We start from the raw sequence: 13,031 nt of genomic DNA, 5'->3' as shown, positions 1-13,031 counted from the left end.
GTGGGTCAGTCCAGCCATCGCGAGGCGACACCGGCCAGGTAGGAGAGCGTCAGGGCGGTGGCCGGGAGGTGGAACCACGCGGTGGTGTGCAGCAAGGAGGCGTAGACGGCGATGGCGGCGGCCACCCATGTGCTGGTGCACCAGCCGCAGTTGACCAGGTAGGAGGCGCGGGAGTCGTCGCCGAAGCGGTCGGCGACCCAGATCCTGAACCCCGCCGCCAGGGTGTCCTTGGTGATGAAGCGGGTGATCCGGCAGGTGGTGCCGAGGGCGAGAAGGAACGCGGCGAGGCTCATCGGATCGTTTCCTCCCCGGGTGGTCATACGGGGGTCGGCACGGCCGATGTCACTGCTGGGTCGGCACTGCCGATGTCACTCATTAGAGGCATGACGGGCGACGCCAAGCCATACCCCTTGGCACGCATTCGCCCGAATAGCCGAGCGCTTGTCATACAAGCTCGGCGCCACGCGCGCCCTCATGCGCCAAACGAGTGATGGACGCCGTGAGGCCTTGAGCGAGGCCGAGGGGCGTGGGTAACTGGGAACGTGGCCGCCGTGGCTGCCCCATACCTCATCGGCCACTCCAGGAGCTGGGCGTCCGCCCATGACTCCGATCTCATCCGCGCACCGCTCCCGCGCCCCGACCGGCCGCCCGTGGCTCATCCGTTGCTCCGGTGCGGCCTGTCCCGGCCGCGCGGTGACGACGAGGCGTTGACCGGCGGTGTGTGCCCACGCCGGTCGGCATGCCGTCGGCGCACATCACCCGAACCCCTCCCCGGGAGGACCGACCATGACCTCGACCGCTCTCGCGACCGCCGCCACCAACGCCGCCGCCGCGGGCTATTGGCCGCCGTCGGGACCGCCGACGCTGCTCGCCGTGGTGCCCGACTCGGGCCCCGCCGCCGGTGGCAACTACGTCCGGCTGTTCGGGCAGAACCTGCGCGGCGTCACCAGCGTGTCCTTCGGCGGCACGCCCGCCACCATCGTCTACCAGGACAACCCCGGCGTTGCCGGCGGTGGTGGCTGGGGTGGCGGTGGCGGCGGCTGGGGTGGCGGAGGTGGCTGGCCCGGAGGCGGCGGCAACCCCGGCTACGACGGCATCGTGGTGATAGCCCCGCCGCACGCGCCCGGTACCGTCCAGATCACCGTCACCACCGCCGCCGGGACCAGCAACGGCCTGCCGTACACCTACGTGGCACCGGCCCCGCCCGCCGCCGTCGCCATCACCCCGACCGTGGGCCCGACCACCGGCGGCACCGTGTACGTGATCACGGGCACCAATCTGACCGGGGTCACCGGCGTCACCTTCGGCGGAAGCCCCTCGGCCATCCTGGCCATCAACCCCGCCGGGACCAGCCTGATCGGCATCACCCCGGCGGGCCCGCCCGCGGGCGGCAATGTCACCGTGACCCTCACCGGCCCCGGCGGCAGCGGCAACGTGCCCGGTGGCTTCACCTACTTCGTCGCGCCGCCGGCACCGGCGCCCGTGGCCATCACGCCCGCCACCGGACCCGCCACCGGCGGCACCGCGTTCACCATCACCGGCACCAGCCTCGGTGGTGTGCTGGCCGTGCTGTTCAACGGCGTCCCCGCCACCGGTGTGACCGCCACTCCCACGACGGTGGCCGGCATCACCCCGCCCGGGGCCGTCGGCAACGCGACGGTCACTCTGGTGACCGCCTTCGGCACTGTCAACGTCCCCGGCGGTTTCCTCTACGTCTGACCGCACGCATCCGGCCGGACCACGCCGGTCACCGGGCCCCTACCGGCAGGGCCCGGTGACCGGCGACGTGCGTTCGAGCTGCTGAGGATGGACCGGTCACCTTTCCTCGCCCTCGCCCGTCAAGGTCGGTATGGATGTCTACGAGGCGGTCATGAGCCGACGGGCGGTGCGCGGGTTCACGGATGAGCCGGTTCCGAGGGAGGTGCTGGAGCGGGTGCTGTCCGCTGCGGCCCGCTCACCCTCCGGCGGGAACCTCCAGCCGTGGCGGGCGTATGTGGTGACCGGCGACCCGCTGGCCGAACTCAAGAAGCGCACCGCCGAGCGGGTGGCCGCGGAGGATCGCGGGGACGAGCGGGAGTACCCGATGTACCCGCCCGAGCTGAGCAGCCCGTACCGCGAGCGCCGCGCCGAGGCCGCCGAGCGGCGGTACGCCGCGCTCGGCATCCCACGGGACGACCAGCGGGCCCGCCACGCGGCCGTCGCCGCGAACTGGGACTGCTTCGGCGCGCCCGCCGCTCTGTTCTGCTACCTCGACCGCCGTATGGGACCGGCCCAGTGGGCCGACGCCGGGATGTATCTCCAGACCGTGATGGTGCTGCTCCGTGCCGAGGGGCTGCACAGCTGCGCCCAGATGGCGTGGTCGGTGTACCGCCGGACCGTCGCGGAGGTCGTGTCGCCCCCGGAGGGGCTGATCCTCTTCTGCGGCATGTCGATCGGCTACGAGGACCCGACCGCGCCTCACGCCCGCACGGAACGGGCCCCGCTCGCCGAGACGGTCACCTTCCTCGACGGGCGGGCCACGGAGGCGGAGCCGGGGGAGTCGCCCGCGGCTCCGCCCTCGCGTCAGGCGTGCGCGTCCTGACCGCCGCCGATTCCCGGCACGCTGCACTTCGGGACCTTCCGCACCAGCCGGAACGACACCGACTTGGTCGTGTGGTCCTTGCCGAACTCCGCCACGATGAGCAGCGTCGCGCCCTTGATCCGCTTGCCATTCGGCAGGACGGTGTCGTCCGGGATCATGTCCGGGTGGATGAGGGCCCTCCCGGGCGCGGACGGGAACGTCAGCGCGTAGCCCGCCGTGGCCCAGGGGGCATGGGGCGGTGCGCCCGTGGGGCAGTTCTCGTCCCCCTCCAGGACGGCCGCCCGCACGCCCATCTCCTTCAGCTGCTTCTGTAGACCGGGCAGCCCCTCGGCGCGGTCCAGGTGGAGGATCAGCGAGCCGTCGTCCTGCTCGGTCACGGCGTACGCGGGCGAGGCGCCCGAGCCGCTCAGCGTCGGCACGACCACCGCGGCGGCGGCGGCCGCCGCCACCGCCGCGACCGCGAACCGGACGCGGAGGCGGCGGGCCGGGGCCCGGGTGGCCCGAACGGGGGCCGGGTCCGTGGCCATGGCCGACAGCTCCGACGCCAGACGCTGCTTGAATCCGGTGGGCGTGCTCATGAGACAACCTCCAAGGCGCGTTCTGTGCGATCGGATCGGTCGGCGCGGTCGGCGCGGGCCGGGTGTGCGGCGCGCAGCGCCCGCTTGGCGCGGTGCAGTCGGACCCGCACCGTCGCCTGGTTGAGCCCGAGGGCCTGGGCGGCCTCGCGCGGGGTGAGGCCGTCGACGGCCACCAGATCGAGGACCTCGCGCAGCGGCTCGCTCAGCGCGCTGTGCCGCTCGGCCAGCTCCCGCGCCGCCCGTTCCGCGTCGATCCGCTCCTCCAGCGCGGCGATGTCCTCCTCGTCCAGCAGCCGGTGCCCGTTCAGCCGGGCCACCGCGTGCCGCTCGCGGACGTTGCCCCGGAAATGGGAGGACAGGACGTTGCGCGCGATGCCGTACAACCAGGCGGCGGGCGAGCCGCGCCCGGGGTCGTACCGGCCGGCGGCCTCCAGCGCCGCGACGAAGATGTCGGCGGTGAGGTCCGCGGCCACCTGCGGGCAGGTCGTGCGCCGGGTCACGAAGCCGAGGACGGCGTCGAAGTTCTCCTCGTAGAACGCCGCGAATCCCGCGGCGTCCGGCCGTGGCGGCGCGCCCCGGCTCATGGGTCGTTCGGGTATGAGGGGCACCCGTTCCTCCAAGGTGTCGGTGATCCCTTCACCCGGTACTTGGCCGCACGGCCCCCGACCGTTTCATCCGGACAGCGGCCCAGGCCGGGGCCCGCGAAGCGCGGGCCCCGGCCTGGGCCATCAGGGCGGTGGAAACCGCCTAGCCGTCCTCGGTGGTCCTGCGCCGCCGCATCCACCACACCAGCGTTCCGCCGGCTGCCGCGAGGGCCGCGGCGATGCCTGCGATCAGGCCCACTGGGATGTTGGAACCGGTGTCGGCGAGGTCCCCGTCCGGGTCCTTGGTCGCGGGCGGCTGACCGGCGTCCCCGGCGCCCGGGGTGGACGGGTCGGGTGCCGGAGTGGTCGGCTGGTCGGTCGGTTTGTCCGTGGGTTTGTCCGTCGGCTTGTCGGTCGGCGTCGGGGTCGGGGTCGGCGTCGGGTTGGGTTCGTCGCCGCCGGGGAGCTTGCCCGAGGTCCCGCCGAGGTACGCGGTCTCGGTGTCCTGGTACGTCGTCTCGGCGCCGGTGGAGGTCTTGGTGGTCTTGTCCAGGCCGCGGTGCTGGAGGTTGAACTGGGTGCGGCTGATGTTCCGCTTGGGAGCCTTGGAGAAGTCCACGCCGCCGACGGTGATCACCCAGACCTCCTGGCCCTTGGTGAGCTCGTACTTGAACTCACCTTCGGTGAAGATCTTCCGGTACTTGTCGAAGACCTGCTGCTTGTCCCAGTCCTGGTTCGGAGCGCGCAGCGGCCACCGCTTGACGTCGTTGCTGTCGATGATGTTGTGGAAGTCCGTCGGCGACGCCGCGTCCTTCCGGCGGATGTACTCGGCCGCCACCCGGGCGTTGTAGACCCGGCGCAGGTCGGCGTACTGGGGCTCGGTGTTGATCCACTTCTCGACGAGCGGGACCACGGTGCTGTCGAGGACGCGTTGGTTCTGCTCGATCTCGGCCTTGGTGAGGTCCTTGGCGCAGGAGTTGCCGCCCCCGGGGCCGGGGGTGTTGACCTCCGCGTACTCCGACTGGAGCTTCAGCGGGGCGTCGAGGATGTAGACACCGCCGTCCTGCTCGCGGACCTTGGCCGTCTTGGGCTCGATCCAGTTGCGGCCGGAGTTCAGGCAGGGCCAGCCGTTCCGCTTGACCAGGCCGTCCCACGCCGCCTTGCCGGTGGCGGTCTTGGGGTCCATGGCCTTGAAGAAGTCGTGCTTGAGCTGAAGGTCGGCCTCCAGCAGCACCCGGCCGGCATCGGTGGACGCGAACTTGTTGTCCATGATCGTCTCGGGCTGGTCCGGGTTGAGGTTGACCCAGAACTTGTCCGGTGTGAGCGCGAGCCACGTGAACATGGCGTCCGAGGACATCGACAGCTTGGCGTCCCCGCCGTACCCCGGGTTGGTGTCGGGGTTCTTGGCGTAGTCGGCCTTCATCGAGTAGTTGAAGCCCTTGCCCTTCACGGGGTCGCCCACATAGCTGAGCTCAAGGCTGGAGAAGTCGATGCCGCCGGGGCCGCGCATGAAGTAGCCGCGGGAATTGTTGTTGTTGTAGATCCGCTGGATCTTCTGGGCCTCTTCCAGGCTCTTCCCCGACCGGAGCGCCTGGTCGATGAGCGGACCGCGCATGCCGTTCTTGCGCGGGTCGGGGTTGAACCGCGGGTCGTAGCGCGTGTAGTTGTTCGGCTTCTGGGTGCGCTCGATCGCGTTCGAGCGGCGCTCGTTGATCCCGGCCACCGTGCGGGTGGTGTTGCGGTGCTGCTGGATGTCCTTGTTGAGCTGGGAGATCCGGTCCTTGGTGCTCTGTTCGGTGTGCGCACCGGTCAGATACCGGTTGGTGACCTTCTGGTTCTGCTTGGCGATCTGCCGGTCGGCGTCGACCTGGCCCTGCTTGACCTCGCCGTTGGACTTGCCCTCGACGTGCACATCGGTGCGCCGGTTGCGGGCGTCGATCCAGCGGCGCTTCTTGTTGCCGTTCTCGTCGATGTAGTCGACGGGGTCTTCACACCACCAGTCGGGGCCGACCATGTTGTACTTCTTGACCATGCGGGCCATGAAGGCTTCGCCGCGGTAGTTGTTGCCGGGCTTGCCGATGTACTTCACGTCCAGGTAGCGCCTGAAGTCCGTGTATCCGCCACGTTCGCGCTGCTCCTGGTAGCGGGCGTAGATCTCCATGACGCGGTCGGCCGGCTTGCCGGACTTGTCGGCGTCCTCCTGCCACTTGCGGTAGTCCGTGCCCGCCTTCTTGAGCTGTTCCTCCGTGGGCGGGAGGACGCCGTCGTACGCCTTGGCCGGGTTGTCGTAGGTGTAGGTCTCGTCGTTGGGCCAGGGGTCGTACTCCAGGTTGTCCGGAGGGCCGGAGTTCGCCGGGGTGCGGTCCATCTTCTGGCCCAGGTACTTCTCGTCACAGCGCTGCGTGCGCGGCTTGGCCTCGGCCTCGTCGGTGTGGAGGCCGGGCAGGCCGCTCAGCGTAACGGCACTGGCCGCGGTGAAGGCGACCGCCAGGCGCGCCCAGAGGCGCCGTGGATGCGTAGGTTTGGGTATGAGGCTGGACAACGTGCGCCCTCCCCCTGGAGCCCCCGTTCAATGCCGCGGCGCGTAAAGGGACTCCGAGGCTGCGTTTGGGTGTCGGTTGCGCCGACGGCGGCCCAACGCTAGTGGGTGGGGCGGGTGTTGCCGTGGAGTTTCGCTCGGCGTGTCCGCGTCAAAACTGACTGGTTCTCGGATCGTTACCGTTCGAACCACGCGTCTCGTTACCGTTCGAACCAGGTGTCTTCCATCGCCACGACGGCATCCTCGGTGCGCCGCACCCGGAAGACCGAGGCCATCAGACCGCGCCGGTCGGTGGGCGAAACCGCCTTGAGCGCGAGACTCGCGAGGGCGTCCCACGCGAAGCTCCCCGGCGCGTGGGCGGGGTCGACCCCGACGGCGGCGGCCTGCTCCGGGGTGATTCCGAAGGCGTCGAGAATCGCGGTCACCTCACCTTCGACGTCCCAGTCCTCCTCACCGGCGAAACCGGCCGCGAAGATACGGGCGCCGCCGGGGTGGACGATCTTCCAGGTTCCGTAGTCGGCGCCGGGGAGGTCCATCTCCGCGGCGGCGACGATGGCCGCGTCGGGATGGCGGTCGGCGAGCGCCTCGGCCTGCTCCTCGATGGGGAACCGCTCGGACAGGCTGATCAGGGCGGGGTCGTTGATCTCGGTGACGCCGCTCCAGCAGCCGACCCGGACCACCTCCAGGTCGGCGCGGGTGTCCACCTCGATGAGTTCGGTGACGGGAATCGTCCCTCGGTGGTCCAGGACCTGGTCGACGGTGCCGAACGCCTCGGCGAACGCCCGCGCCCGCCCCTCGTCATGGGCCGCGAGCACGCCGTCCGGGCCGGGGAACGGCGGGCGCACGACGGTCAGGGTGAACTCGCCGTGGCGCTCCACCGGTTCATCGGAGGGGAAGTCCCACAGGGTCTCGTCAGACATGGAAAACACCGTAGCGGCGGGGTGGGGCCGGGGACGGGAGCGGCTCTGCGGCACCGTCGTCCAAGTGTGTGCTTGAAGCACATATTATCTCCGCCCAGGGGCCTATTTCCGCTTGACTTCACCTCTTCATCGCGTGCATTCTGCACACGATGAACTTACCCGTGGAAGGCGAAGCCATGCCCCGTGTCTCGGAACTCGAAGTGCTCATCTGCGGCGCCGGTGCCGCCGGACTGACACTCGCCATCGACCTCGCCCGCAGAAACGTGGACTTCCTGCTGATCGACAAGGCGGCCGGGCCCTTCATCGGATCCCGTGGGAAGGGGATCCAGGCCCGCAGCCAGGAGGTGTTCGAGGACCTCGGTGTCATCGACCGGATCGTGGCCTCCGGCGGGGAGTACCCCGTGATGCGCTTCTACGCCGACGAGGGGCCGGTCGACCGGCCCTTCGGGGTGTCCGGCCCGACCCCGGCGGAGCCGTACCACATCCCGCTGCTGGTCCCGCAGTTCCTCACCGAGCGCTGTCTGCGCGAGCGCCTGGCCGAGCTGGGGCACGCCCCGCTGTACGGCCACGAGCTCACCGGAATCGACCAGGACGACGACGGGGTGTCCGCGCGGATCGCCACTCCGTCCGGGGAGCGGACCGTGCGCGCCGCCTATCTCGTGGGTGCCGACGGCGGATCGAGCTTCGTCCGCAAGTCCCTGGACATCGGCTTCCCGGGCAAGACGCTCGGCGTGCGGGCCGTCGTCGCCGACGTACGCGCCGACGGCGTCTCGACGGACGCCTGGCACCGCTGGGGGGAGGGCACGGACGCGCAGGTGTCACTGTGCCCGCTGTACGGCACGGACATGTTCCAGTACGTGGGGCCGGTCCCCTTCGACGTGGACATCGACGTCTCGGCGGCGGGCCTGACCGCCCTCTTCCACGAACGCACGGGCCGCACCGACATCGTCGTCCGCGAGGTGGCCTGGGCTTCCGTCTTCTCGATGAACGCCCGCCTGGCCGACACGTATCGGATCGGCCGGGTATTCCTGACCGGTGACGCCGCCCACGTCCATCCGCCGACGGGTGGGCAGGGCCTGAACACCGGCGTGCAGGACGCGTACAACCTCGGCTGGAAGCTCGCCGCCGCCCTGGACGGCGCCCCGCGCTCTCTCCTGGACAGCTACGAGCGGGAGCGCCGCCCGATCGCCGAGGCGGTTCTCGGCCTCTCCGAGCGGCTGCTGGAGGCCGCGAAGAGCCGCTTCACCAGCCGGGGCCGTGAGGCCAGCCAGCTCGACCTCGGCTATGCGGACTCGCCTCTCACGATCGCCACGCCGCACCGGGACAAGGGTCCGCTGGCCGGGGAACGCGCCCCCGACGCCCCCGTCACCGGTGCCGGAGGGCTCGACACCCGCCTCTTCAGCCTCTTCCAGGGCCCCCACTGGACCCTGCTCGGCTACGAGACCGACCGCACCGCCGTCCCGGCCGTTCGCAAGGGCCTGCACATCCACACCACCGGCCCGCGCGGCGATCTGAACGACACCGGGGGCCACTTCCGCGACGCGTACGGCCTGGCGGCCGGGCAGTGGGCGCTCATCCGCCCCGACGGATACATAGCGGCCATCGCCGACCTTCACACCATCGAGGCCCGCCTCGACGCCGTCGGGTTGCGCACCGGGGGTGCCTCACCCGGGTGGCGGTAGTCTCTGGGCCATGGCCACACGACGCCAGCGGCAGGTCACGCAGCGACGGCTGCATGAGTCGATCATCGATCTGATCGCGATCATGAACCAGCCGCACCGGGACGAGATCCTCATCGCCGAAGCGGGTATCCAGCTCGACCGGGCGCTCTTCCAGCTGATCGTGGGCATCCACCGGTTCGCCCCGATCGGCGTGGTCGAGCTCGCCGACCGCGCGGGCCGCGACCACACCACGGTCAGCCGCCAGGTCGCGAAGCTCGCGGCGTTGGGCCTGATCGAGCGTCGCCCCAGCGCGGAAGATCGCCGCGTCAAGGAAGCCCTGCTCACCGAAGAGGGGCGCCGCGTCATCGACGCGATCGACGCCGCGCGCGGACGCCTCAGCCAGCCGGTGTTCGAGCAGTGGAGCGACCGCGACCTGCTTGAGCTGGAACGGCTCATGCGGCGCTTCGTGGACGACCTGGTCGGCTGGTCCGCGGCCGAGAAGGCCGCGGACGACCGCTGATCCTTACGCCGTGCCGAGGTGGTCGAGCTGCCCTGTCTTGGCGCTGCGTATGAGTGCCCGTAGGGCGCTGGGGTTGGTGGTGAGGATCGTCTCGGGTTCGTCGCTCTCGCGGAGCCGGATGGTGGCGCTGTCGAGTGCGGAGATGTAGAGGCAGGCATTGCCTTCCCCGCTGAACGAGGACTTTTGCCAATCGCGAGCGGACAACTCATTCACCTTTCAGGGTGCGGATGATGCTCTGGATGAGATCGCGTGATCGGCTCTCCGGGAGCGCGACCGTTTCCATACGGTCCAGCACGACGCGGTACTTCTCCAACTGGGCGGCCGCGTCTAGAAGTTCGGAGCCATGCTCCGTATCGAGCTGCACGGTGTCCAGCTGTGGGACCTGCCCAGCGGCGTAGAGGATCGACTGCCCCGAGCCGGGGAACGATCCGGCCTCGAAGGGGATCACGACCACTTTGATGTGTCCGTGCTCGCTCATGTCCAGGATGTGCTGCAACTGCGCCCGTGCCATATCCGGTCCTCCGAAGCGCATACGCAAAGCGGCCTCATGGACGATGGCCGTAAGCGGCGTGGGCTTGTCCCGGTACAGAATGCCTTGGCGTTTGATGCGATGCGAGACGCGATGCTCCACCTCTGGCGGAGGCAGCGTCGGTACGACCTGCCGGAAGATCTCGCGGGCATGCTCGGCCGTCTGAAGCAGACCGGGAATGTGGGCGATGTACGCCGTGCGCAGTGAGACGGCGTGGTGTTCGAGCTCGGCCAGGTCGAGCAGCCCGGTGGGCAGGATTTCCCGGTACTCCTCCCACCAGCCGCGCTTGCGCTGTGCCGACATGTCGATGAGCGCCGCGATCAGCGCCTGGTCCGCGCAGGAGTAGTTCCGCGCGAGTGCTCGTAGCCGGTCCGCGCTCACGCCCAACCGGCTTGCCTCGATATTGCTGATCGCTGTTTGGTTGGTGCCGAGCAAGCTCCCGGCCTCGGTCGACGACATCCCAGCGCGCTCGCGGAGCCTACGGAGCTCGGTGCCGAGGCGGAGTTGGCGTGCGGTCGGAACGCTTCTCATGGGCATCTGCCGATTCTCTCTGCTCATGCGCAACAGGCGTGTCACTCACACGAGTGGTATATGCAGCCCTTTTCCGCTCAGGGGTAAATACCTTAAGGCATGCCGACTACGGTGTGTGCCCGGACACCGCACAACTCCCCGCACAAACCGGAGACTTCATGCCCACCGCAGCAATGGAAAACCCCTGGTCCTACTCACTACGCCTGCCCCATGACCCCCGCGCCGCGGCCATCGCCCGCACTACCCTCCGTGCGGTCCTCGCCCGGCACGAGTTGGGCGAGCTCACCGACCCCGCGACCCTCGTGGCGAGCGAGATGGTCACCAACGCCTACCGCCACACCACCGGCCCGGCCGAAATGCGCATCCGCGCCGTGGAGGAGGGGCGTCTGCGGATCAGCGTGTGGGACACCAATCCGGACATCCCGCCGCCCTTCGACAAGCCCCCGGCCCTCTTCGACCGCTCGTCCGCCCTCGCGGAGGCCGCCGCGAACACCGAGGCCACCTATGGCCGTGGCCTCCTCATCGTCCGGATCTGCGCCGACAACTGGGGCGGTTACGCGCTCGCCGACGAGCTCTTCGGGCGGAGCGGCAAGCTGCTCTGGTTCGAGCTCGCACCGCAACACCCCTGCGACGCCTTCGAGGTCGCCGCCTAACGCCCACGCCCGCCCGGCGTCATTGCCGTGGAGAGGTCGTGCAGATCGTCGAAGGCTCGGAGGAGGTGCGCCTCCAGGCCCTGCTCGGGGTCGTCGATCCAGGCCCCGGCCGCGTGGTGAAAGGTGGCCCAGCCGGTGTGGGCGGCCAGGTCGGCCAGCCGGTCGGCGACGCCGCGCTGCCGCAGGGCCTCCGCCACGGCTTCGGTGAGGGACGCGGCCTTGGCCAAGTCGCGTTCGCGGAGCGCCGGCGTCACGGCGATGATCGCCAGCCGTGGTTCGGAGAACGGGCGGTTCTCCTCGAGGATCCGTCCGGCTTTCCGGAAGGCGTGGAGCAGTATCTCCAGCGGTCGCAGGCCGTCGGGTGCCTCGGCCACCTCCCGCATCAACGCGGCGCGCAGGTCGGCTTCGCCGTCGAAGAGCACCTCGCGCTTGTCGGGGAAGTGCCGGAAGAACGTGCGCTCGTTGACACCGGCTCGGGCGGCGATCTCGGCCGTGGTGGTCCGGTCGAATCCGCGCTCCCGGTACAGCTCCAGGGCCGCCTGCTGAAGGCGGCGGCGCGCTTCTGCTCCGCTCCGTGGCACGCCCCGAGGTTACCGCATATGCCGACGGCCGACATTCCGTTGCGTCAGTGACTGGCGCTACCGTAAGGTCAGTGACTGGCGCTAAGTAGCGCCAGTCACTGGCATTGAGTGGGAGTCCCATGCATGTCTTCGTTACCGGTGGTTCCGGGCTGACCGGCCCCACCGTCGTCGCCGAGCTCGTCGCGGCCGGTCATACCGTCACCGGTCTGGCGCGCTCGGACACCGCCGCGGCCAGGCTGGAGTCGCTGGGCGCCACACCGCACCGCGGCTCCCTGGAAGACCTCGGCAGCCTGCGCGGCGGCGCCGAGGCCGCCGACGGCGTTCTGCACATGGCCTTCGGCGGCGACTTCGCCGACCCCGACGACCTGGAGCGGCGCGACCGGACCGCGATCGAGGCGCTCGGCGGGGCGCTGGCACATTCGGGCAAGCCGTTCGTCTCCACCTCCGGCACGCTGGTCATGCCCGGCGGCCGGGAGAGCACCGAGAAGGACGAGCCCGACACGGCCGGGATCGCCGGCTTCCGGATCCCGGGCGAGCGGGCCTGCCTGGGCTTCGCCGCCCAGGGAGTCCGCGCGAGCGTGGTCCGGCTCGCCCCCACCGTCCACGGCCCCGGGGACTACGGCTTCATCGGCATGCTCGTCGCCACCGCCCGGAAGACCGGGGTCTCGGCCTACGTCGGCGACGGAAGCAACCGCTGGCCCGCGGTCCACCGGCGCGACGCGGCCGTTCTGTTCCGGCTGGCGCTGGAGAAGGCCCCGGCGGGCGGCGTGCTGCACGGAGTGGCCGAGAGCGGCGTCCGCTTCAAGAGCATCGCGGAGACGATCGCCCGGGGCCTCGGTCTGCCCGCGGTCTCCCTGACCGCCGACGAGGCCGCCACGCACTTCCCCAGCCCGGCCATGGCCACGTTCTACGGCTTCGACGGGCCCGTATCCAGCGCCCACACCCAGGAGCTGCTCGGCTGGACGCCCAGCCATCCGACCCTGCTCCACGACGTGGAGCACGGCGACTACCTCACCGCACCCGCCTCCTGACGCCTGCGGCGAGCTGTTCCCCTCCCCGCCCCTTCCCGAAACTGGGGCTCCGCCCCAGGCCCCGCTCCTCAAGCGCCGGAGGGGCTGGAAAGTGGGGCTCCGCCCCAGGCCCGGGGTCTAGGGGGTGGAGCCCCGCACGTGGCCGAGCCCCACCACACGGCGGAGCCGCATATCGTCAGGTGTCGGGAAGGGGCGGGGAGGGGCAAGCCCGCCGCAGGCGTCACGCCCCGTCCGTCACCCCCTGACGTCGGCGCCGTACGCACGCGAACGGGCCGTCGGCTCCCCGAAAGGAGCCGACGGCCCGTTCCACCGTCAATCCGCGC

At 70.4% G+C, this 13,031-nt stretch carries 14 protein-coding genes; 6 read left to right on the top strand and 8 right to left on the bottom strand.

Annotated features, from left to right (window positions below; translation table 11 throughout):
• Window positions 1–5 precede the first annotated feature (5 nt).
• Window positions 6–293, bottom strand: coding sequence for a hypothetical protein (locus ACMTAK_RS18680; RefSeq protein ID WP_413103194.1), 288 nt, complete (start codon window positions 291–293; stop codon window positions 6–8).
• Between the two features lie 493 nt (window positions 294–786).
• Between ACMTAK_RS18680 and ACMTAK_RS18675 the strand changes: the two genes are divergently transcribed.
• The gene (locus ACMTAK_RS18675) at window positions 787–1,719 is read left to right on the top strand and encodes an IPT/TIG domain-containing protein (RefSeq protein ID WP_413807283.1); all 933 of its coding nucleotides are present in this window, start codon (window positions 787–789) and stop codon (window positions 1,717–1,719) included.
• Window positions 1,720–1,849: 130 nt separating this feature from the next.
• Window positions 1,850–2,581, top strand: coding sequence for a nitroreductase (locus ACMTAK_RS18670; RefSeq protein ID WP_413807282.1), 732 nt, complete (start codon window positions 1,850–1,852; stop codon window positions 2,579–2,581).
• On the opposite strand, the gene ACMTAK_RS18665 is transcribed toward ACMTAK_RS18670, so the two are convergent.
• From ACMTAK_RS18665 to ACMTAK_RS18650, 4 genes are all read right to left on the bottom strand, one after another.
• Window positions 2,563–3,159 carry a hypothetical protein gene (locus ACMTAK_RS18665; RefSeq protein WP_413807281.1) on the bottom strand — a complete coding sequence of 199 codons (597 nt, stop codon included), beginning with the start codon at window positions 3,157–3,159 and terminating at the stop codon, window positions 2,563–2,565. The genes ACMTAK_RS18670 and ACMTAK_RS18665 overlap by 19 nt on opposite strands.
• Window positions 3,156–3,743, bottom strand: coding sequence for an RNA polymerase sigma factor (locus tag ACMTAK_RS18660; RefSeq protein ID WP_413807280.1), 588 nt, complete (start codon window positions 3,741–3,743; stop codon window positions 3,156–3,158). The genes ACMTAK_RS18665 and ACMTAK_RS18660 overlap by 4 nt, the downstream gene beginning before the upstream one ends.
• 163 nt (window positions 3,744–3,906) lie before the next feature.
• Window positions 3,907–6,285 (bottom strand): hypothetical protein, encoded by a 2,379-nt coding sequence (locus tag ACMTAK_RS18655; RefSeq protein ID WP_413807279.1) that lies wholly within the window; start codon window positions 6,283–6,285, stop codon window positions 3,907–3,909.
• A gap of 197 nt (window positions 6,286–6,482) precedes the next feature.
• Window positions 6,483–7,202 (bottom strand): DUF6333 family protein, encoded by a 720-nt coding sequence (locus ACMTAK_RS18650; RefSeq protein WP_413807278.1) that lies wholly within the window; start codon window positions 7,200–7,202, stop codon window positions 6,483–6,485.
• Window positions 7,203–7,378: 176 nt separating this feature from the next.
• Here ACMTAK_RS18650 and ACMTAK_RS18645 point away from each other — a divergent pair, with 176 nt between their 5' ends.
• Together ACMTAK_RS18645 and ACMTAK_RS18640 are read left to right on the top strand one after the other, a co-directional pair.
• Window positions 7,379–8,884 (top strand): FAD-dependent oxidoreductase, encoded by a 1,506-nt coding sequence (locus ACMTAK_RS18645; RefSeq protein WP_413807277.1) that lies wholly within the window; start codon window positions 7,379–7,381, stop codon window positions 8,882–8,884.
• 10 nt (window positions 8,885–8,894) lie between these two features.
• Window positions 8,895–9,383: a MarR family winged helix-turn-helix transcriptional regulator gene (locus ACMTAK_RS18640; RefSeq protein WP_413807276.1), complete on the top strand. Its 489-nt coding sequence runs from the start codon at window positions 8,895–8,897 to the stop codon at window positions 9,381–9,383.
• A 3-nt stretch (window positions 9,384–9,386) separates the two neighbouring features.
• Here the strand turns inward: ACMTAK_RS18640 and ACMTAK_RS18635 are convergent, their stop codons facing one another.
• Window positions 9,387–9,596, bottom strand: a complete 210-nt coding sequence (locus tag ACMTAK_RS18635) for a DUF397 domain-containing protein (RefSeq protein ID WP_413807275.1) — start codon at window positions 9,594–9,596, stop codon at window positions 9,387–9,389.
• Window positions 9,589–10,449, bottom strand: coding sequence for a helix-turn-helix domain-containing protein (locus tag ACMTAK_RS18630; RefSeq protein ID WP_413812928.1), 861 nt, complete (start codon window positions 10,447–10,449; stop codon window positions 9,589–9,591). The genes ACMTAK_RS18635 and ACMTAK_RS18630 overlap by 8 nt, the downstream gene beginning before the upstream one ends.
• A gap of 152 nt (window positions 10,450–10,601) precedes the next feature.
• On the opposite strand from ACMTAK_RS18630, the gene ACMTAK_RS18625 reads away from it, so the two are divergent.
• Window positions 10,602–11,096: an ATP-binding protein gene (locus ACMTAK_RS18625; RefSeq protein WP_413807274.1), complete on the top strand. Its 495-nt coding sequence runs from the start codon at window positions 10,602–10,604 to the stop codon at window positions 11,094–11,096.
• Here ACMTAK_RS18625 and ACMTAK_RS18620 read toward each other — a convergent pair.
• Window positions 11,093–11,677, bottom strand: a complete 585-nt coding sequence (locus ACMTAK_RS18620) for a TetR family transcriptional regulator (RefSeq protein WP_413807273.1) — start codon at window positions 11,675–11,677, stop codon at window positions 11,093–11,095. The genes ACMTAK_RS18625 and ACMTAK_RS18620 overlap by 4 nt on opposite strands.
• Window positions 11,678–11,796: 119 nt before the next feature.
• Between ACMTAK_RS18620 and ACMTAK_RS18615 the strand changes: the two genes are divergently transcribed.
• Entirely contained in the window at window positions 11,797–12,708 is a 912-nt protein-coding gene (locus tag ACMTAK_RS18615) for an SDR family oxidoreductase (protein ID WP_413807272.1), read from the top strand.
• The last annotated feature ends 323 nt before the right edge of the window (window positions 12,709–13,031 follow it).

The organism is Streptomyces lacaronensis, from assembly GCF_047337785.1.
Taxonomy (GTDB): domain Bacteria; phylum Actinomycetota; class Actinomycetes; order Streptomycetales; family Streptomycetaceae; genus Streptomyces; species Streptomyces lycopersici.
This window is presented reverse-complemented; position numbering and strand designations above follow the sequence as displayed.